We start from the raw sequence: 19,767 nt of genomic DNA, 5'->3' as shown, positions 1-19,767 counted from the left end.
CTTAACACAGAGTTTGATGAAAACGCTGAGGTTGAAAGAAGCGATAAGCTCACAATGGCGCGCATTTTACGAGAAATTGATTTATCTGTCATACTAATTTGGAAACATGAAGCAAATAGACACGATATTAGAGCCGTATGATGTTGAATTTTGCCTTGGGATGAGTATTATCCTCCATTCTTCAATTTTGACTAACTTATAGAGCAGAGCATCATGGCATTTGTCGTAGGCGATAACTGTATTCAATGTAAATACACAGACTGTGTGGCCGTGTGCCCCGCAGATGCATTCCATGAAGGCCCGAATTTCATGGTAATTAACCCAATCGAATGTATTGATTGTGGTTTATGTGTACCTGAATGTGATGCTCAAGCGATCTTCCAAGAAGATGAACTGCCAGAAGATCAAAAGATTTTTATCGAAGTGAATGCCGAGCTTGCCGAGATCTGGCCAGTGCAAACTGAAGTCAAAGCACCGATGGATGAAGCTGAAAAGTGGAATGGTGTCGCTGATAAGTTGGCAATGCTAGAAAAGTAATTGTTGAAAAGAACTCAAATAAAAAGGCGTACTGATTTAATCAATACGCCTTTTTTAATATCTGAACAATGTCGATTGGCTCGTTAGCCTAGAGGTCTAGCTATGCTGACGACGCATGTTGTCGAGAATGATACCTGTCGCCATTGCTACGTTCAGAGACTCAGCCCCACCGAATGCTGGAATCGTAATCTTGTCAGTCACGTATTTAGCCGCATGTTCACGGATACCGTGAGACTCGCTGCCCATCAGCAAAATACCGTTCGCAGTGAAGTTAGTCTTATGAACGCTTTCACCTTGTAAGAAAGCACCGTAAACCGGTAGGTTCGCTTGCTCTAAGTATGCAGGTAAGTCCGTTTGGCTTACGTGTACTCGGCCAAAGCTACCCATAGTTGCACTGATTGTTTTAGGGCTGTATGGGTCTGCGCAGTCGCTGCTCGCAACGATATGCTTAATACCATACCAGTCTGCCACACGAATAATCGTACCTAGGTTGCCCGGATCAGACACACCATCAAGCGCAATCATTAACCCTGTTGCTTCTGGTAGTTCAAACGTTGGAATCTCGACCACAGCAATCGCGGCATTGTTACTTACTAGAGTGCTTGCTTTGGTTAGATCGTCTAGCGAGGCTTCAACACAATCAAACTCAATCAGTGATGCGTGATTCTCAGATAAGAAATCAGCAGTAGCGAAGACGTTCTTTACGACTAAGTCACTATTGAACAGCTCAAGAACGTTCTTTTCACCTTGAACTAGAAACAGGCCGTGGGCTTTACGTTGTTTCTTTTGGCCCAAAGCACGAAGGAGTTTTAATTGGTTTTTTGAAATCATGTTTTTATCCTAGATATAAGCCCGCGCATTATAGAGCAAAGGTTGGAGAACCAAAAGAGCAAAGGTTGGAGAACCAAAAGCGTGATAACTCAATGCGATCCACTAAAAAGCAAAAGCAACCCACTTAAAAAAAGAAAAGCGCACTAAATAGCGCGCTCTTATCTGATTTACTCATCTAACATTAAGCTGAACCCAAGATTAGCTGACTTGTATGATTAATATGGGGCAGGGTAGCGCCTAAACACTGTGTTGATATCGGTAAGGATCTCTTCTGATAGAGGCTTGCTGAATGCTGCCACGTTTTCTTTTAACTGTTCCATGGTGGTTGCGCCGATAATGGTCGAGGTAACACCGTCGACTTGATTACACCATGCTAATGCCAATTGGCTTGGCGTAAATCCGTGAGCGTTCGCAACTTCGACATATCCTTTTACGGCTTCATTGGCAGACTCAGTGTCGCGGAAAATGCCTTTACGCTGCATGTAAGTCCAACGGCTTCCTTCTGGTCTCGCACCATCAATGTATTTGCCACTCAGCATGCCCGCAGCTAACGGTGACCATGGTAGGTAGGCGACGTCTTCGTGCACACAGTTTTCAATCAAATAAGGCCAGTCTTTCGCGTGCAGCAGGCTAAATTCATTCTGAATAGAGACCATTCGCGGCAAATCGTGTTTCTCACTCAGCTTAAGGTACGTATTAATGCCCCAAGTTGTGTCATCTGAAAGGCCGACATGACGAATCTTACCCGCCTTAATACAGCTCGCTAATGCCTGAAGGATCTCCAACATCTCCGCTTCATGCTGCTTTCGGTCGATATCGCTGAATCGAATGTAATTAGGAAAGTGCTTACCAAAGTGAGGTGTGGTGCGATTTGGCCAATGCAGTTGGTAAAGGTCGATATAGTCCGTTTGTAAACGCGCTAATGAAGCGTCAACCGCTGCAATTACCGCTTCCCCCGTGATTGGCCCGCCATCTCGAACCCAAGGCAATCCCGGACCTGCAATTTTGCTGGCGATGATGACTTCTTGGCGACGCTGCGGATTGCGAGCTAACCAGTTACCTATGATTGCTTCCGTTTTACCGTAGGTGTCTGGAGACGGTGGCACTGCGTACATCTCTGCGGTATCGATAAAGTTAATACCTTGGCTTAGTGCGTATTCGATCTGTTGGTCGGCTTGCTGTTGCGTGTTTTGCAGCCCCCAAGTCATGCTACCAAGACAGATTCGGGAAACGGGAATTTGACTACTTCCTAGTTTTGAATATTCCATTGAATTCGGGATTCCTGTGGTTAAGTTCTCTGGTACTCGCATAAAAGTATTTGAAAAGAGGGCGAGTGAGGAATGAAAACGAATATGAATTATTAGCACAAAATGGCGCGACAAGGTATGGCTTGAGGAAGTTTAATGAGTCATTTCTCAGCGTGACGAATGAGATGGCGATGTACTCGAATAACTATAGGTGCAGGTATAGATACAGATATAGGCGAAGGTCGGGAAGCAAAAGAGTGCGGACAGGCTGACGCCTGAATAGTGCTTATTGGAAATAGAGAAGAAAGGTCTAAAGACAAAGAGCTCTACATCATAGAGAAGTAGAGCTCTTATTTAGGGTTCTATAAATACGTTCTGAGTATTATCAAGTTACGAGGTCGCGTTGGTATCAAACCCACCTTGGGATTGCGCGAGCCTTAGAGCTTCCTGCCTTTGAACTTCTTTCTCAGTCAATACTGGTTGAAGTGCTTCCTCAGAGGCTTGAGGAGAAAAAATAAAATACTTATTAATCGTCATAACTGTGTCTCCGTGTAACGTATGACAGATTCTGCATCAAGGATAAACTGTGATCATCATCCACTTTGTACTTTTTTTAGGCTGAGAGCGAAGGGCGTAGAATGCGTACAAAGCTATCTCTTATCATCCGTATGCAATGTTGAACTGACGAGACCCTCTGTTTCAAAGTATAGGAAGCGCATCTAATTTCGCACAATAATGATTTAGAGCAATTACACAGATGGTCAGGGGCGTAAGATGAAAAACCTCGCTACTGACTCTGTGTTCGTATTTATTTAACGATGCATCGCTTATCGACATAATAATTAGGTCAGTAAATCAATTACTTAATCCATGGTGAGATAAATTATGGAAAAGCTTGTAGAACGTTTTCTGAATTACGTTACTTTTGATACCAAATCCGATCCCTCTAATCAGCAATGCCCAAGTTCACCGGGGCAAATTACCTTTGCTGAAGCCTTAAAGTCAGAATTGATCGAATTAGAGTTAGTTGATGTTTCTTTAGATGAAAATGGATATTTGATGGCGAAACTGCCGTCGAACGTTGATTTCCCAGTACCTGCTATTGGCTTTGTCGCGCATATGGATACCGCCCCTGATGCTTCAGGGGAAAATGTGAAACCACAGGTGATTAAAGATTATCAAGGTGGAACGATTGAGCTAGGCACAAGTGGTGAAAGCTTAAACCCAAGCCAATACCCAGATCTTGATACTTTGAATGGTCATGACCTTATTACGACCGATGGCACGACGTTACTGGGTGCCGACAATAAAGCGGGTATCGCTGAAATCATTAGTGCGATTGCTTACCTAAAGGCGAATCCTGAAATCAAACACGGTGACATCTGCATTGGTTTCACGCCAGATGAAGAGATCGGCCGTGGTGCAAACCTGTTTGATGTAGAGAAGTTTGGCGCTGAATGGGCGTACACCATTGATGGTGGGCCTGTCGGCGAGTTGGAGTTTGAGAACTTCAATGCCACAAGTGCTGATGTTATTTGCCACGGCGTAAACGTTCACCCGGGTACCGCAAAAGGTAAAATGGTCAACTCAATGAACATCGCTGCGCAATTCCAATTGATGATGCCAGCGCAAGATACACCAGAATGCACAGACGGTTATGAAGGTTTCTACCACCTGAAATCGGCTGAAATGAGCGTTGCTCGTTCTGAATTGGGTTATATCATCCGTGATTTTGAACGCGAGGGCGTAGAAGCACGTAAAGCATTCATGCAGCAAAAAGTGGATGAACTGAACGAGCGTCTTGAGAAAGGCCATGTTGAGTTGGTGCTAACTGATAGCTACTTCAATATGAAAGAGATGGTTGAACCACATCAACATATTATCGAGTTAGCAAAGCAAGCGATGATTGAATGCGATGTTGAGCCAATGATCAAACCGATCCGAGGTGGTACTGACGGTGCTCGCCTCTCGTTTATGGGGCTACCGTGTCCGAATATCTTTACTGGTGGCTACAACTTCCACGGTATTCATGAGTTCATTACCATTCAAGGTATGGAACAGGCGGTGAAAGTGATTGTCGAATTGTCTCAACGTACTGCTCTGCATTGCCAGAAATAGCAGCCTATAACGCGATATCTCTTTGTATTTTGAGAGTATTCAATAATACTCTCTTTAAGCATAAGGGAGTACGCGATGAAAAAGTTAGTTTTACTTTGCACCCACTTGGCCGTGGGTGCTGTTGGTTTTGGGCTTGGTGTTTATGCATTGCCTATCTTGATTGAGCCTGATTCTCCATCTTCGAGCTCAGTTGAAGCCATCTCACAACAAGCTATCTATACAGGTGAGTTTACCAAAGATCGACAAGACAGTGACTTTTTGCATTGGGGAGAAGGCATCGTTTCTGTGTCTGAAAGTGCGATCGCTTTTGAAGGTGAACTGGCACCGGGACCGGATTATAAGGTTTACCTCTCGCCTCAGTTTATTGAAACCGAGCAAGCCTTTAATGAAAGTAAAAGCGAGTTACTGAGAGTGGGAGATGTGAAAACATTCGACCGATTTATGGTTAACCTTCCGGAAAGTGCTGATCTTAATCGATTTAATACGGTTGTGATTTGGTGTGAAACTTTTGGCCAATTTATTACTTCTGCCAAGATAAAATGATAGCCTTACCTAAGCTAATTTAGGCACGAAAAAGCGCTCCATTTCTGAGCGCTTTTTTATAATGTGTTGTATCGACCTAAATATGGTTGAGTTAGTCGCTGTAAAGCTCATTGTTATAGAGCTCAATGTTTTAATGCTAAAGGAATAAGTAATGGAAAAGATGTGGCAAGTAATAGATTTCCTACTCGCTCATAAATTTATTTTTAGTACACTGATCATCTGCATTATTTTAATCATCCGTCGAATCACCTTGTCTCGAATTCGCGGTGATGTCGCTTTCCTTACTGAAGACCAGCGTAATTGGATGTCACGAACAAAGAACGGCACTTTTGCTGTGATTGTGTTCACTATGTTTGTTTTGTGGAAACCTGAAATAAGCGAGTTTGCACTGTCTGTAACTGCCATTGCCGTTGCGATAGTCGTGGCTTCGAAAGAGATCATTTTGTGTTTCACTGGCTCTATTCAGCGAGCGAGTTCACGTTCGTTCCGAATTGGTGATTGGATTGAGGTAGGTAAAATCAGTGGTGAGGTGATTGAGCACAATTTGATGGCGACTGTGATTCAAGAAATCGATTTGTATCATGGGCAATATCACTTCACAGGTAAGACCGCCACTTTGCCTAATAGCATGTTCTTCACTTATCCGGTAAAGAACCTCAACTTCATGAAGCGCTATGTTTATCATAACTTTTTTGTGACGGTGAAAGACTTTGTAAATCTATACCCTATGGTGCCGGGTCTTATAGTGAAAATTGAAGAGCATAGTGAAGAGTTTATCGATGTTGCTCGTCGTTATAACGGTGTGATCGAAAAGCGCGCTGGCGTCGACCTTCCAGGTTCTGAGCCACACATCCACATCACGAGCAGTTCAACGGGTGAGCAAGAAGTGCATTTTATGATTTTCTGCCCGACGGAAAAAGCGATTCACTTAGAGCAAGATATTCGCAAAGACTTTATGGAAGCGTACGCAGAAGCCTTTCCAACTAGCGTTTAACCCCAATTAACGCTTAACCCTAACTAAAGCTTTATGTTGTTTACGCGTTTAGTCTTTGAAACGCGAGATACTTAAATAACAAAAAAAAGCCGAGAACGATAACATCGACTCTCGGCTTTTTTATATTTGAAATTTAGCTTCGATATTAGTCTAGGTCAGCGAGTGGTAACCAATCGATTTCCACACCAGCTTGCTCAAACATATCTTGGCTTATTTTGATCTTATCTCCCCAACGAGAAAGGAAATCTTCACTTTGCTCTGGGCAATGTACCGCTGAAATTCCAGTTTGGATGATTTTTGCTGCACAGTTCGGACAAGGGAAGTGAGTTACCCAAACTTCACAACTGTCTAAATCACGTTTAGCAAACAAGATTGCATTTTCTTCAGCGTGAAGCGTCTTGAGGTACTTCATCTCTCTGTCATCAGTATCCGCACTATCAGACACGCCATGTGGGTAGCCATTAAAACCAACGGAAACGATACGGTTGTGTTTAGTGATTACGGCGCCGACTTGAGTTGAAGGATCTTTACTCCAAGAACCGACCAATTCCGCCATTTGATAGAAACGTTTAGCCCATTTTGAAATCATGAGAATTCCTTAACAATTAAATGTGAATGCTTATCTGTCTGACAATACATGATGTTAGACAATATCCATAGAGAACAAAAGCTGAGAGATTGATTTTCTTAGGGATTGTAGCGTGTTTGTAATTACTTTATAAGCACTTGGTTTCAATTAACATGTTGATACACTTTTGCGAGCTATAATTGATATTCCTCGGACATTTGAAGCAATTGTGTTACGTAACTTTTATGCTGTTCAATTTCTTATAAGTGACGGTATAAACATGCGTAAAAAGTTAATCCTTACGGCTCTTGCAAGCTCTCTTATTCTTGCTGGATGTGGGCAAGATGCTCAGAATGCCAAGCAAGCGCCTTTACCTCTCGTAGCTGTACAGGATGTTAGCGTTGTTTCTCATCAGCAAAGTAAGTCGTACATCGGTCGTATTGAAGCCGTTGAAGACACGGCGATCACGGCGCAGGTTTCTGGCTACCTACAAAGCCGTCATTTCAATGAAGGTCAAATGGTCGAAAAGGGCCAATTGCTTTACTCTATTGAACCTTCTTCATTTGAAGCTGAAGTAGCAAGCGCGAAAGCGGCTGTTGCTCAAGCAAATGCTAACCTTAAAAAAGCTGAACTTGATTTCAACCGTGGTAAGAATCTACTTCCTAAGGGCAGTATTTCTCAATCGGAATTTGATGCTTTAACGGCAAATCTATTAGGTTCTCAAGCACAGCTTGAAGCTAGCCAAGCTCAGCTCAATGCAGCCAATGTTCAGCTTTCTCATACTAAAATTATTGCGCCTTTCTCTGGACGAATTAGTGACACCAAAGTGAGCACGGGTGATCTGGTTTCACCGTCTTCAGGTGTATTAACCACCTTGGTTAGCCTAGATCCAATCCATGCATCGTTCAGCATCAGTGAGCGTGAGCGTATTGAGCTGGGTATGGATCGTATCGAAGGCGACGGCAGCAGCGATTCTGCAGGGGTTGAAGTTCAGATCATGCTTGAGAATGGTGAAGCGTTCGAACATCTAGGTCAGCTTGATTTCTTGGGTAACCGTATCAACCTCAATACGGGTACGATCGCGATGCGCGCAATTGCTGATAACCCGAACCAGCAATTACTTCCAGGCCAACACGTTCGCGTTGATCTACGTGAAAAGCAATCTATTGATGTTGTGACTATTCCACGTCGTGCAGTTCAAACCGACCTAGAAGGTGACTTTGTGATGGTATTGGTTGAAGGTGAAGCCGCGCCCGTTGCTGAGCGCAGAAACATTGAGATGGGGCGACAAGTTGAAGGTGGTGTGATTGTTCATTCTGGATTAGAGAAGAACGATGCAGTGATCACTCAAGGGCTACAGCGTGTGCGTAATGGTATGTCTGTTCGTATTCAAGCTTCTGCTGAACAAGCTGAGTAAGGGGGCTATTTATGTTAAGTCGTTTCTTTATTCAAAGGCCAAAATTTGCCCTTGTTATATCCATAATTTTAACCCTGGCGGGTGCGATCTCTCTCGCTATCTTGCCAGTGGCGGAATATCCAAAAATTAGCCCTCCGTCGGTCAGTGTGTCGGCATTCTATACGGGTGCAAGTGCAGAAGTGGTGGAGCAGGCGATAGCCGACCCCATAGAAACGTCGGTTAACGGCGTAGAAGATATGATCTACATGTCTTCTAAAAGTGCTAATGATGGTTCATACAACCTTAATGTGACCTTTGATGTTGGAACTGATCCAGATATGGCTCAGGTCAACGTTCAGAACCGCGTTGCTCAGATCGAATCGAAACTTCCACAAGAAGTAAGAATGGTGGGTGTAACGGTCAAGAAGCGTTCACCTGACCTATTGATGGTATTGAACTTCTACTCGCCGAACGGAGAGTACAACGACCAATTCCTTATCAACTACGTGAACTTGAACATTAAAGACCAATTGGCTCGTGTAAAGGGCATTAGTGAAGTTAACGTGTTGGGTGGTGGTGAATACGCGATGCGTGTTTGGTTAGATCCTGAAAAAATGGCTAACCTCAATATAACTACCTCTGATGTGAATCGCGCGTTGGCGGAGCAGAACGTTCAAGTCGCTGCAGGCCGTATTGGAGCTGCGCCTTATAACGACGCGCAAGAAGTGCAGTTCAACTTGGTAACAAAAGGCCGATTAGAAACGGCTGATGAGTTTGAAAATGTAGTTCTTCGTGCAAATCAAGACGGTTCAACGGTTTATTTAAAAGACGTTGCACGTGTTGAGTTAGGTAAAAAGTTCTATGATGGTAACGGTAAATACCGTGGTCAAGACGCTTCAATCGTAACGCTGTCTCTTCAGTCAGACGCTAATGCGCTGGAAAGTGGTAAAGCGGTCATGGCGATGCTCGACAACCTAAGCAAGAACTTCCCTGAAGGCGTTGCTTATGAAGCGAGTTATGACACCACACTCTTCGTTGCAGAGTCGATCAAAGGCGTAGTAAAAACGCTAATCGAAGCTATTTTGCTGGTTATCGCAGTTACCTACTTATTCTTGGGCAGTGCCCGTGCGACCTTGATTCCTGTGGTTGCGATTCCAGTGTCTTTGATTGGTACTTTTGCGGTCATGCAGATGACCGGCTTTACCATTAATACAGTAACCCTGTTTGGTTTGATTTTGGCGATTGGTATCGTAGTAGATGATGCGATCTTGGTTATCGAGAACGTTGATACCACGATGGCCAAAGACCCAACGATTTCACCGCGTAAAGCCACGCTTATCGCGATGAAAGAAGTAACGGGGCCAATTGTTACCTCAACCTTGGTTCTGTTAGCGGTATTCATCCCAGTAGCGATGCTGCCAGGTATTACCGGCATCATGTATCGTCAGTTCGCTCTGACCATCTGTATTGCGGTTGTGATCTCTTCTATTAACGCTCTAACGCTGTCGCCGGCACTGTGTTCATTGGTTCTTAAACAGGGTGGTGGTAACACAGCACGTTGGTACCAAGCGTTTAACCGTGGTCTTGAATCTGTCACCAACAAATACGGTCAAATTGCAGGCTTCCTTGTGAAAAAGGGCGTTTTGCTATTTACCTTCTTTGTAGTAGCGCTAGCAGCAGTAACTTACTTTGCGAAAACCACGTCTACGGCGTTTGTACCTCAAGAAGATAAAGGCATCTTACTGGTTAACGTACAGCTTCCTGACGCGGCATCGCTGTCTCGTACAGAAGATGTGACAGAGCAGTTGCTAGAGATGGTCGAGCAAGAGCCGGGCGTTGATGGTGTGACACTGGTTAACGGCTATGCATTCATGACGGGCGCTTCAGCTTCGAATGGTGCGTCGATGTTCATCAAGCTCCACGATTGGGACATGCGTAACGCACTGGACGGTCAACATTCAGCGCAAGCTATCTCACAACGTATTAATGGCCGAGCGGCAACAGAACTGCCTCAGGCTATTGTATTTGCAATGGGACCTCCAGCTGTACCGGGCATGGGTGCTGCGTCTGGTTTTGAGTTTGTTCTCGAAGATACATTAGGTCGTAGCCGCACTGATCTGGCGATGGTAATGAATGACGTGATTGCTGAGGCGAACAAACAGCCTGAGATTTCACATACCTTCAGTACCTTCCGCGCCAATGTACCTCACTACTATGTCGATATTGATCGTGAGAAAGCGCAACAGCTAGGTATTCCTCTATCGGAAATATTCCAAACGCTGCAAGGCAATCTTGGGTCAATGTACGTGAATGACTTCACCATGTTTGGTAAGAATTTCCGTGTCACCATGCAAGCAGACAGTGAACACCGTAGCAGCATGGATGACCTACAACGATTCCACGTGCGTTCGTCTAATGGAGAGATGATCCCGTTAAGCACATTGGTGACTTACGATCAGATCTTTGAACCAGACGTAGCATGGCGTTACAACATGTACCGCAGTGCCGTGATTCAAGGCCAACCAGCGCCGGGTTATTCAAGTGGTGATGCGATTGCAGCAATGGAGCGTGTAGCCGCAGAAGTATTACCTCAGGGTTACCAGTATGAATGGACAGGCATGGCTTACCAAGAAGTACTAGCAGGTAACCAAGCGATCTTTGCTTTCGCATTGGCGCTGATCTTTATCTACCTGTTTATGGTGGCTCAATACGAGAGTTGGACAATCCCTATAGCGATTATCTTAGTGGTACCGGTTGCAACCTTAGGTTCCTTCTTAGCGTTGAACCTGACTGGTACACCGTTGAACCTCTATGCACAAATTGGTTTGGTTCTCTTGATAGCCTTGGCCGCGAAGAACGCAATTTTGATTGTGGAGTTTGCTAAGGTGGAGCGTGAAGACAAAGACGCATCAATCGAAGATGCAGCAGTGAAGGGCGGTACGCTACGTTTTCGTGCTGTGAACATGACGTCTTGGTCATTCATTTTAGGTATATTCCCGCTTATCTTCGCTGCGGGTGCTGGTCACGTGAGTCAAAACTCATTGGGTATTTCTCTGATTGGTGGCCTGCTATGTGTGTTGTTAGCGGGTACGTTCCTAATCCCTGGCTTCTATGCATTCGTGCAACGTAAGCGTGAGAAGGCACACGGTGGCAATACCAAGTTGATTCCACTGGACGATGAATAGGGAATTAGTGTCTTGTAGGATGAGCCCTTTATAAGGCTTCTCCTTGGTAATTAATTTCTTGTTAAAACGAAGGCTTAGCATTGTGCTAAGCCTTTTTTTTATTCCACTTGTGAATAAAGAATCTGTTTATATAATGAAATGTTTATTATAAGGTGGAGCTAATGCTCTAATTGAAGCTCTCCAATAAAATGGTGTTTTATTCTTAGGTTGTTGTTTTTGTTGGGTATATAAGTATTCGGCTAACACTTGTATGCTCGAAAGTATTTGCACAATAGTGTGAAGTGTTTCAAAATTACCGAGTTATATTGAAATATTTTGTGCATTGAGGTTCTTATGAAAGTCATTGATTTATTTAAACACCGAGGCGACAGCGTGTCTTCGCAACACTCAGAGTTTATGCAATGGATGTCTCCAGCTCTTAGAGATTACTGGGGAGACTTTCTGAATCGCACGCAAAATAGTCATTTCTTTGCGTGGGTTCGTGATCACCACAAACCTGCTGTCAATGAAGATGCGCCAGAGATGCCTGTCGAAGCACAGATCGTACTTAAGCCAGAAGCACAGCTTGTATTTGATGAGCTTGAACAGCAGATCGGTGAAGTGATCCATACTGGGGATTGGATCAATGTAAGCCAAGACAGAATCAACCAGTTTGGCCTCGTTACTGAAGACATGCAGTGGATTCATACAGAGCCTTCTAAGGCTGAAACAGATTCTCCGTTCAAAACAACCATTGCACATGGTTTCCTGACTTTGTCTCTGCTTCCTCGACTGACAGACAGTGTTGATCCTGACAAATCTCAATTCCCAACGGCGAAGATGGTTGTAAACATTGGCCTTAACCAAGTACGTTTCCCATACCCTGTAAAATCGGGCAGTAACGTTCGCGCTAAAAGTACGCTAACAAAAGTAACGCCAATTAAAAAAGGCTTAGAGATTGAACGTGAAATCCGTGTAGAAATCGAGGGCATCCGTCGTCCTGGTGCTGTGATTGTTTCGGTGATTCAACTTCACTTCTAGAGCTTTTTTATAAGTAGAATTGCTTTTAGCGAAGATTATAGATTCAAAAAAAGAGAGAGCTTAAGGCTCTCTCTTTTTGTTTTTGTCTATCAAGGCTATATCATCAGCATCCTAACAACATCACTAAAAGTCGTTATCTTACTTGATACGTGTGTAGTTACTTAATGCGTTTGTAGTTACTTGATGCGCGTGTAACCGTACTCTTCGATAAGATCTTGCCCTTGTTTTGACTTCACGAACTTAATGAAATCTTTGCTCTCGTCAGAAACTGATTCAGTTTTGTGCAGCAATAAGAATGGGCGAGCCAATTCATAACTGTGGTTGGCGATGTTCTTAGATGTCGGCTCAACGCCTTCAAATGTGATTGCTTTGATCGAACGGTCGATAGAGCCAACAGAGATGAATCCAATCGCATGTGGGTTATGGTTAACAATCGTTTTTACCATGCTGTTGCTGTTTACAACCAAGTTATTTGGGTTGATGTCAGACACTAGACGGTCGTTAATTATTTTTGTCAAACCAAGTAAGCTCTCGAAGCTGTAACGTGAACCAGAAGAAGCTTCACGAGTTACAACTGCGATAGGTTGATCCGCACCACCTATGGCTTTCCAGTTTGTGATTTTTCCTTTGTAGATATCGAATAGCTGTTCACGTGTAACGTTGCTTACACCGTTTGAACGGTTAGTTACGACAGCTAGGCCGTCAAAGGCAATTGGAAATACCTTCAATTTTTCGCCCTGTTCGCGGTCAGTTAAGTAACGCGAGCTCATACCAATATCAGCGACACCTTTATTGACCATGGTAATACCCGCTGTAGAACCGATGCCCTGAACAGCAATATAGTTATCAGGGTGAGTCTTGTTGTACTCCTCAGCCAATACATCCATCACACGTGATACCGAAGTGGAGCCCGAAATATTGGTTTCTTGTGCAAAAGCAGCGTGAGAAGACAGGGCTAAGGATAAAAGAGAGGCAAGCGCGACTCGTAACATAAACAACTCCTAGTTAATAACATTTGCCGGCTATGATAGGTCGGTTATATGACAATTTTGTGAAATTCTATCCGCTCAATGTGTCACTATTAGCTTGATGAGTGAAAGCGAGTTGGGTTTACAAAAGCAGGGTTCGTTTCTGGGAGCAGGTCGGGTATTTTGTTTGCGCTTGTTCGCTAAAATGTTGGTTGAGTCCTAAGCTAAGTAGAGGAATTCACTACTTAGAAGTTTCTATGAAGTTACAAGGGGTGTTATGTCCGTCATTCATATCGAACTGAATCGTCTTTTAATTGGAGCTGAGAAGCTCTGTACATCTCGAAATCGCAGTTTACCTGTCGAGTTAGGCAAATCCCTTTATGAAGAGTGTGAGGGTGGTGTGCTGTTTTCTCAGGCGCATTATCTGCTCGACTCATCGCATAGCGATTACACAAATGAGATTGCCTGCGTTAGCTTTGATGAGTCACTGTCATGTTGGTTGGTGATGGTGCCGCTTGAAGGCGATGTAGAAACCGACTCAGTAAATTGGGGGCCTTATCCCTACCTACCACAATCGAAGGACCTTGATGCTATTTTGTTTGAAATAGAAAAAGACCCTAAATCGTACTTCTGGTCGTGATTATTCTACTCGATAGACGTTCGCGATTGGCTTGACACCTTAAACGAATAACCTTCGTAAACTCACCACATTACGACCTTCTGCGTCACCAAAACGGTCTATGTTACTAAAGCTTATTTGCTTAACTACAAGCTCATTTGCTTAGGTGTGCGCTTATCTGCATAACCAAAAGCTTATCTACGTGACTATAAACGATTTATGTCACTTCAAATAATGCGATTAAGATTGTGCATTTAATAAGACTGTGCAACCAAAGAGCGGAAGTCTTTTGGAGTCTTGCCATGATAGGTTTTAAAAGCGGTACTGAAGTGTGCCGCGCTTTTAAATCCAGATTCGTAAGCGATTTGAGTAATCGATTTGTTCGATGTTCTGAGTTGTGTGGCTGCGTGGGCGATTCGTTTTATCTTCAAGAGGTTTGAAAACGAAAGGTCTTCCGCCGATAAACGGCGTTTAAGTGTGGCTGGTGACATCCCCATATAGCTGGCTAGGGTGTCGAGTGAGATATTATTTTCTATGTTCTGTTCAATGTAATGGATGACCTTTTGTGTCACCGTCAATCTAGAAATTCGGCTAATAATCGTTAATAGTTCCGGATACTGCTCAACCATTAAAGACAGCAAACCTAAGCCTAGCTGGGTGAGTGCGTAATCATTCTGAGTCGATGAATTGGCCAGGGACATGATGAGCTCTTTCAATTGGCAGATTTCGGTATCCGTTTGATTGAACTTAATGTACTTATCTGGAGTTTGAGTGGATTCTAAATCACTGAACTGATTTATGAACTTTTGGAAAATTGCCAAATCAAAATCTAAGCAAATCGCACTAAACTCACCATTTTCAGTGTCGACCGTGATGTCTTTAATCTGACCAGAATTGTAAAGCGTGAAATCTCCCGCTTTTAGCGAGGCTTGGGTGCCATTAGGCAGCATAAAAGATATGCTTCCTTTCGATACCATAAAGATACCGTTTTTAGAGGCGGGGTAGCGTTCGCGTTTCCTGGGAATAAAGTTTCTGAATTGAGTGACCGTGATTGATGGCATAGTGAGCTTCTTTGGCGTTGTAGATTAATACCAATCGTAGTAACTAACTGGTCACCCTAGCTTGTTAAAAATCTCGATAACTTCGTTAGAATTTTTGATTGTAGAATAACTACTTATCGAAAAATGCTGCCTTGTTCTCAAGCTTTTTTCCTACGCTATGTTTGAGCACTTATTTACTGTGATTGGTATAATTGCTTTTTTAAGTATTGTTTAAGCATGAGGCATTTACAAAAACGGCGCTAATAACTAGCGCCTTTAGAAGTAAACCTATCAGAAATTAGGCTTCGGTTTCATTTGTTGCTTCAGGCTCGCTAGGCAAGTCCGCAAAAACTTGTGTAGGTTTTGCTACCAAGTTACGGTTTTCCTGATTAACTTCTGAGAGAACTACTTCTAAAACGTCTCCCAGTTTGTATACCATTTCTTTATCGATAGATACAGTACCCATATCACCGTTGCACTCTATTCTTTCTTTATTATTAAGAATGAGAGAACCAGGGATAAATGCTGCAGCACCATTTTCAAGTAGACGTACACGCATACCAGCACGGTTAATGTCGAAGATCTCTGCTTGGAAACGAGTTTCTTCATCTGGAGCGTTCGCTAGAGTACGAGCATACAACCAATCGCCAACGTTACGTTCAGCCATACCGTGGTGACGGCGGTGCAGGGCAAGTTCATCACCAATGGTTTCGTCTGGTGTTTGAATTGGCGCTTTACCTAATATGTGTGCTTTAAGCATGCGGTGGTTAATCATGTCACCGTATTTACGAATTGGAGAAGTCCACGTCGCGTAAATATCTAAGCCCATCGCGTAGTGTGGCGCAGGTTCATTGCTGATCTCGCTGTATGCTTGGAATTTACGAATACGGTTGTCGTAGTAGCTGTTGTCTAAAGAACCTAACCAACGGCGCAGAGTAGCAAAACCTTCCAGAGAAACGATCTGCTCTTCTGTAAACGGTGTTTCGGCTTCTGGGTTAACCAGCTCCAGAACGTCTGCTATTTTCTCAGCTTTAAAACCAGAGTGGCAGTTAAACACACCTTGGTTAAAGCTCTCTTTTAATACTCGACCTGCACAGATGTTCGCGCTGATCATAGACTCTTCAACCAACTTGTTTGCGCTACGACGCATGTCCGCGTGGATAGCGACAACATCGTTATCTTCGCTAAGTTCAAAGCGGTAGTCAGGGCGGTCTGGGAACACAACCGCATTTGCAGAACGCCACGCTGAACGTGCTTGAGCAAATTGGTGAAGGTCAGAAACAATTGCAGCGATCTCTTCTGACGGTTGCCATTTCTCTGATGCACCTGTTTCTAGCCAGTCTGATACGTGGTCGTAAGCAAGACGAGCGTGAGATTTGATGTTTGCAGCGAAGAAGTTAATGTCATCACCGATAACACCATCTTTAGATACCGTTACTGTGCAGCAAAGTGCCGGGCGAACTTCGTTCTCTATGAGTGAACATAAGTTGTCAGCTAGATCGCGAGGTAACATAGGAATGTTACGACCAGGCAGGTAAATAGTGAAACCACGCTCGCGAGCCACTTTATCCATTGCATCATCTGGAGAGATGTAAGCGGTAGGATCAGCAATTGCGATAGTCAGTTCAAAATCACCGTTCTCTTTCTTCTTCGCGTAAAGCGCATCGTCCATATCTTTTGTGCTTTCGCCATCGATAGTCACAAAAGGGATGTGTGTCATGTCTACACGTTCAAGATCGGCATCGTCGTTGATTAGCCAGTTGTCGATGCCTTCAGGTTCGCTGTTTGGTAGGTCGTTTTGTGCCAGCGTTACCCACCAAGGTGCAATCTTGTCGTCAGCGTCTGTGATTTTCTCAGAGATTTGAGCCAAGAAGCCATTGTCACCTTTTAATGGGTGTTGAACGATATGAGCAACAACCCAATCACCTTCTTTAAGCGTTTCAGGGTTTAGACCCTTCTTTGCTTTCGCTTTAAGTTGCAGTTTTTTTAGCTGCGGGTGATCAGGAACAACGTTCAATCGGCCTTTGAAAAGCTTAACTCGCGCAATAAAGCGAGTAAGACCTTGTTCAACCAATTCCTCAGGCTCTGCTACTTCGCGCTCTTTCTCGGTGCGAATGATGGCAATCACCTTGTCACCGTGCACACATTTTTTCATGTACGGAGGCGGGATAAAGAAGCTTGTTTTGCTATCAACTTCGAGAAAACCAAAACCTTTTTCAGTGGCTTTGATAGTGCCTTCCTTTTTAGGGAGGGTTTCTTGGATTTGCTGCTTGAGTTGAGCGAGTAGAGGATTATCTTGAAACATTTGACTTTTATCTAACGAGAACAATTGAGCACACTATAATCATTGCGAGGCACGATTACTACTTAAAGCCGAAGTGAGCGTAAATTAATTACCCTCTTATTTAATCCTATCAATTTGGTCGAACTCTATCGCCCTGACGAGATATTCATCAAGTTTTGACGATATGATAGCCAGTATTGATGGAAAACCGAAAAATATGTGATGTATTTCAATTTTTTCTGGCTTTTTTTATGCATTTAAGGAATAATCCGCCTCCCTTAGACGTCCCTAATGGCTTGAAGTGTTTTATTACTGCTTCGTAACTCTGAATGGAATCAGTATCTGATTGGATCAGTATTGGAATTGATAGAGCTCCCGGGACCTTTTGTTTACTTATATATAGTGGGATCCCAATGTCCGAATCTGTAATTCAATTTAATGAATTAGCCCTAAACGAAAACATTCTTTCAGCTCTTGATAGCATGGGTTTCGTTTCTCCGACTCCAATCCAAGCAGCAGCTATTCCTCTTCTTCTTGAAGGCCGTGACGCACTAGGTAAAGCACAGACTGGTACTGGTAAAACAGCAGCATTCTCTCTGCCTTTACTTAACAAAATTAACCTGAACCAACATAAACCACAAGCAATCATCATGGCTCCTACTCGTGAGCTAGCGATTCAAGTTGCTGCGGAAATCAAAAACCTAGGCCGTGATATCAAAGGTCTTAAAGTTCTTGAAATCTACGGTGGCGCTTCAATTGTTGACCAAATGCGCGCTCTAAGCCGCGGTGCTCACATTGTTGTTGGTACTCCAGGTCGTGTTAAAGACTTACTAACTCGTGACCGTCTACACCTAGATGAAGCACACACATTTGTTCTTGATGAAGCAGATGAAATGCTAAAAATGGGCTTCGTAGATGACGTTACTTGGATCCTAGAGCAAGCTCCAGAATCTGCACAACGTGTACTTTTCTCTGCGACTATGCCTCCAATGGTTAAGACTATTGTTGACCGTTACCTACGTAACCCGGCTAAAGTTGACGTTGCTGGTACTAACCACACAGTTGACAAAGTAGCGCAGAACTACTGGGTTGTTAAAGGCGTAGAAAAAGACGAAGCAATGTCTCGTCTTCTTGAAACTGAAGAAACTGACGCGTCAATCGTATTCGTACGTACTCGTCAAGACACTGAGCGTCTAGCTGATTGGCTATCTGCTCGTGGCTTCAAAGCTGCTGCACTGCACGGTGATATTCCTCAGTCTCTACGTGAGCGCACTGTTGATCACATCAAACAAGGTGTTATCGATATCCTAGTTGCAACTGACGTTGTAGCTCGTGGTCTTGATGTTCCACGTATTACTCACGTATTCAACTACGACATCCCATTCGATGTTGAATCTTACATCCACCGTATTGGTCGTACTGGCCGTGCTGGACGTAAAGGTAAAGCGATCCTACTCGTTCGCACTAACCAAATTCGTATGCTTCGCACTATCGAGCGCGTAACTAAGTCTCAAATGGAAGAAATCCAACTTCCACAACGTGACGAAGTTGCTGCTGCACGTGTTGCTAAGCTTGGCGCTGAGCTTCAAACTGAGAAAGAAAGCAAAGCTCTAGAAAACTTTGCAGGTCTTATCTCTACTCTGCAAGAGTCTCTAGAAGTTGATGCTGCTACTCTAGCTGCAATGCTTCTTAAGCGTCAGCAAGGTAAGAGCCCACTATTCTACGTTGGCGAAGACCCAATGATCGCTGCTATTGAGCGTGATAAGAACCGTCGCAAAGAGCGTCGTGAAGATCGTGACAATGGCCGTGACGGTGGTGGACGTAACTTCAATACTCAAGATTGGGATACGTACCAACTACAAGTTGGCCGTGAGCAAGGCGTTCAGGTTAAAGACATCGTTGGCGCACTAGCAAACGAACTAGGCCTAACTAAAGGTTCTATCGGTGCTATCAAACTAGACCAAGGTTCTACTTACGTTCAACTGCCAAAAGCAATGAACTCTGAAACTGCTGGTAAGCTAAGCAAACTTCGTATTCGTCAAAAAGAAGCTGGCGCTGTAGTTGTTGATTTCAACGACTTCCGTGAGCCTCGTCGTGGCGGCGGTGGTCGTGATGGCAACCGTGGTGGCGGTCGTGGCGGTCGTGATGGTGGCGGCTACCGTGGTAACCGTGAAGGCGGTAATCGCGAAGGTGGTAACCGTGAAGGCGGTCGTGGTGGATACCGTGGCAACCGTGATGGTGCTCGCGATGGTAACTCTGCTGGCGGACGTGACGGCGAGCGTCGTTTCGACCGTAACCGTGGTGGCGATCACCGTGGTAACTTCCGTGGCGAACGTGGCCATGGTAACGGCAATGGCGGTGGTAACCGTGGTCGTCGTCCAGAGCGCAATGAAGGTTAATCAACCTGTCGCTTAGAC

16 protein-coding genes are annotated in these 19,767 nt (G+C 44.1%); 9 read left to right on the top strand and 7 right to left on the bottom strand.

What is annotated here, in order from left to right:
• Positions 1 to 213 precede the first annotated feature (213 nt).
• On the top strand, positions 214 to 537 hold the full coding sequence (fdxA, locus tag AB4407_RS09375) for a ferredoxin FdxA (protein WP_050650887.1): 324 nt from the start codon (positions 214 to 216) through the stop codon (positions 535 to 537).
• Between the two features lie 96 nt (positions 538 to 633).
• On the opposite strand, the gene AB4407_RS09370 is transcribed toward fdxA, so the two are convergent.
• The 3 genes from AB4407_RS09370 to AB4407_RS09360 all read right to left on the bottom strand — a co-directional run bounded on the left by AB4407_RS09370 (position 634) and on the right by AB4407_RS09360 (position 3,152).
• A complete protein-coding gene (locus AB4407_RS09370; protein WP_372120358.1) occupies positions 634 to 1,368 on the bottom strand; it encodes an RNA methyltransferase in 735 nt (244 codons plus the stop codon).
• Positions 1,369 to 1,583: 215 nt separating this feature from the next.
• Complete coding sequence (locus AB4407_RS09365; protein ID WP_372120357.1) at positions 1,584 to 2,636, bottom strand: aldo/keto reductase; 1,053 nt, start codon at positions 2,634 to 2,636, stop codon at positions 1,584 to 1,586.
• A 369-nt stretch (positions 2,637 to 3,005) separates the two neighbouring features.
• On the bottom strand, positions 3,006 to 3,152 hold the full coding sequence (locus tag AB4407_RS09360) for a hypothetical protein (RefSeq protein WP_008215590.1): 147 nt from the start codon (positions 3,150 to 3,152) through the stop codon (positions 3,006 to 3,008).
• 348 nt (positions 3,153 to 3,500) lie between these two features.
• Between AB4407_RS09360 and pepT the strand changes: the two genes are divergently transcribed.
• The 3 genes from pepT to AB4407_RS09345 all read left to right on the top strand — a co-directional run bounded on the left by pepT (position 3,501) and on the right by AB4407_RS09345 (position 6,270).
• The gene (gene pepT / locus AB4407_RS09355) at positions 3,501 to 4,733 is read left to right on the top strand and encodes a peptidase T (protein ID WP_372120356.1); all 1,233 of its coding nucleotides are present in this window, start codon (positions 3,501 to 3,503) and stop codon (positions 4,731 to 4,733) included.
• A 75-nt stretch (positions 4,734 to 4,808) separates the two neighbouring features.
• A complete protein-coding gene (locus AB4407_RS09350; RefSeq protein ID WP_372120355.1) occupies positions 4,809 to 5,276 on the top strand; it encodes a DM13 domain-containing protein in 468 nt (155 codons plus the stop codon).
• Positions 5,277 to 5,427: 151 nt separating this feature from the next.
• Positions 5,428 to 6,270, top strand: coding sequence for a mechanosensitive ion channel family protein (locus AB4407_RS09345; protein WP_372120354.1), 843 nt, complete (start codon positions 5,428 to 5,430; stop codon positions 6,268 to 6,270).
• Between the two features lie 145 nt (positions 6,271 to 6,415).
• On the opposite strand, the gene AB4407_RS09340 is transcribed toward AB4407_RS09345, so the two are convergent.
• Positions 6,416 to 6,859 (bottom strand): dCMP deaminase family protein, encoded by a 444-nt coding sequence (locus AB4407_RS09340; RefSeq protein ID WP_054541800.1) that lies wholly within the window; start codon positions 6,857 to 6,859, stop codon positions 6,416 to 6,418.
• A 259-nt stretch (positions 6,860 to 7,118) separates the two neighbouring features.
• On the opposite strand from AB4407_RS09340, the gene AB4407_RS09335 reads away from it, so the two are divergent.
• The 3 genes from AB4407_RS09335 to AB4407_RS09325 all read left to right on the top strand — a co-directional run bounded on the left by AB4407_RS09335 (position 7,119) and on the right by AB4407_RS09325 (position 12,439).
• Positions 7,119 to 8,255 carry an efflux RND transporter periplasmic adaptor subunit gene (locus AB4407_RS09335; RefSeq protein WP_372120353.1) on the top strand — a complete coding sequence of 379 codons (1,137 nt, stop codon included), beginning with the start codon at positions 7,119 to 7,121 and terminating at the stop codon, positions 8,253 to 8,255.
• 11 nt (positions 8,256 to 8,266) lie between these two features.
• Positions 8,267 to 11,419 carry an efflux RND transporter permease subunit gene (locus AB4407_RS09330; RefSeq protein WP_372120352.1) on the top strand — a complete coding sequence of 1,051 codons (3,153 nt, stop codon included), beginning with the start codon at positions 8,267 to 8,269 and terminating at the stop codon, positions 11,417 to 11,419.
• Positions 11,420 to 11,752: 333 nt separating this feature from the next.
• Positions 11,753 to 12,439 carry a MaoC family dehydratase gene (locus AB4407_RS09325; RefSeq protein ID WP_372120351.1) on the top strand — a complete coding sequence of 229 codons (687 nt, stop codon included), beginning with the start codon at positions 11,753 to 11,755 and terminating at the stop codon, positions 12,437 to 12,439.
• 176 nt (positions 12,440 to 12,615) lie between these two features.
• Here AB4407_RS09325 and AB4407_RS09320 read toward each other — a convergent pair whose 3' ends face one another.
• Entirely contained in the window at positions 12,616 to 13,431 is an 816-nt protein-coding gene (locus AB4407_RS09320; protein ID WP_009844791.1) for a phosphate ABC transporter substrate-binding protein, read from the bottom strand.
• 253 nt (positions 13,432 to 13,684) lie between these two features.
• On the opposite strand from AB4407_RS09320, the gene AB4407_RS09315 reads away from it, so the two are divergent.
• Entirely contained in the window at positions 13,685 to 14,047 is a 363-nt protein-coding gene (locus AB4407_RS09315) for a DUF3024 domain-containing protein (protein WP_372120350.1), read from the top strand.
• Between the two features lie 233 nt (positions 14,048 to 14,280).
• Here AB4407_RS09315 and AB4407_RS09310 read toward each other — a convergent pair whose 3' ends face one another.
• Together AB4407_RS09310 and rnb are read right to left on the bottom strand one after the other, a co-directional pair.
• On the bottom strand, positions 14,281 to 15,087 hold the full coding sequence (locus AB4407_RS09310) for a helix-turn-helix domain-containing protein (RefSeq protein WP_372120349.1): 807 nt from the start codon (positions 15,085 to 15,087) through the stop codon (positions 14,281 to 14,283).
• A gap of 277 nt (positions 15,088 to 15,364) precedes the next feature.
• Positions 15,365 to 17,371, bottom strand: coding sequence for an exoribonuclease II (gene rnb, locus AB4407_RS09305; RefSeq protein ID WP_372120348.1), 2,007 nt, complete (start codon positions 17,369 to 17,371; stop codon positions 15,365 to 15,367).
• Between the two features lie 308 nt (positions 17,372 to 17,679).
• Here rnb and AB4407_RS09300 point away from each other — a divergent pair, with 308 nt between their 5' ends.
• Positions 17,680 to 19,749, top strand: coding sequence for a DEAD/DEAH box helicase (locus AB4407_RS09300; RefSeq protein WP_372120347.1), 2,070 nt, complete (start codon positions 17,680 to 17,682; stop codon positions 19,747 to 19,749).
• Positions 19,750 to 19,767: the final 18 nt, after the last annotated feature.

Source organism: Vibrio sp. 10N.261.46.E11 (assembly GCF_041472735.1).
GTDB lineage: Bacteria > Pseudomonadota > Gammaproteobacteria > Enterobacterales > Vibrionaceae > Vibrio.
This window is presented reverse-complemented; position numbering and strand designations above follow the sequence as displayed.

Coding starts and splice junctions, on each gene's coding strand:
- fdxA (WP_050650887.1), top strand. CDS start 214: ATGGCATTTGTCGTAGGCGATAACTGTATTCAATGTAAATACACAGAC.
- AB4407_RS09315 (WP_372120350.1), top strand. CDS start 13,685: ATGTCCGTCATTCATATCGAACTGAATCGTCTTTTAATTGGAGCTGAG.
- AB4407_RS09345 (WP_372120354.1), top strand. CDS start 5,428: ATGGAAAAGATGTGGCAAGTAATAGATTTCCTACTCGCTCATAAATTT.
- AB4407_RS09310 (WP_372120349.1), bottom strand. CDS start 15,087: ATGCCATCAATCACGGTCACTCAATTCAGAAACTTTATTCCCAGGAAA.
- AB4407_RS09370 (WP_372120358.1), bottom strand. CDS start 1,368: ATGATTTCAAAAAACCAATTAAAACTCCTTCGTGCTTTGGGCCAAAAG.
- pepT (WP_372120356.1), top strand. CDS start 3,501: ATGGAAAAGCTTGTAGAACGTTTTCTGAATTACGTTACTTTTGATACC.
- AB4407_RS09350 (WP_372120355.1), top strand. CDS start 4,809: ATGAAAAAGTTAGTTTTACTTTGCACCCACTTGGCCGTGGGTGCTGTT.
- AB4407_RS09340 (WP_054541800.1), bottom strand. CDS start 6,859: ATGATTTCAAAATGGGCTAAACGTTTCTATCAAATGGCGGAATTGGTC.
- AB4407_RS09335 (WP_372120353.1), top strand. CDS start 7,119: ATGCGTAAAAAGTTAATCCTTACGGCTCTTGCAAGCTCTCTTATTCTT.
- AB4407_RS09320 (WP_009844791.1), bottom strand. CDS start 13,431: ATGTTACGAGTCGCGCTTGCCTCTCTTTTATCCTTAGCCCTGTCTTCT.
- rnb (WP_372120348.1), bottom strand. CDS start 17,371: ATGTTTCAAGATAATCCTCTACTCGCTCAACTCAAGCAGCAAATCCAA.
- AB4407_RS09360 (WP_008215590.1), bottom strand. CDS start 3,152: ATGACGATTAATAAGTATTTTATTTTTTCTCCTCAAGCCTCTGAGGAA.
- AB4407_RS09325 (WP_372120351.1), top strand. CDS start 11,753: ATGAAAGTCATTGATTTATTTAAACACCGAGGCGACAGCGTGTCTTCG.
- AB4407_RS09365 (WP_372120357.1), bottom strand. CDS start 2,636: ATGGAATATTCAAAACTAGGAAGTAGTCAAATTCCCGTTTCCCGAATC.
- AB4407_RS09300 (WP_372120347.1), top strand. CDS start 17,680: ATGGAATCAGTATCTGATTGGATCAGTATTGGAATTGATAGAGCTCCC.
- AB4407_RS09330 (WP_372120352.1), top strand. CDS start 8,267: ATGTTAAGTCGTTTCTTTATTCAAAGGCCAAAATTTGCCCTTGTTATA.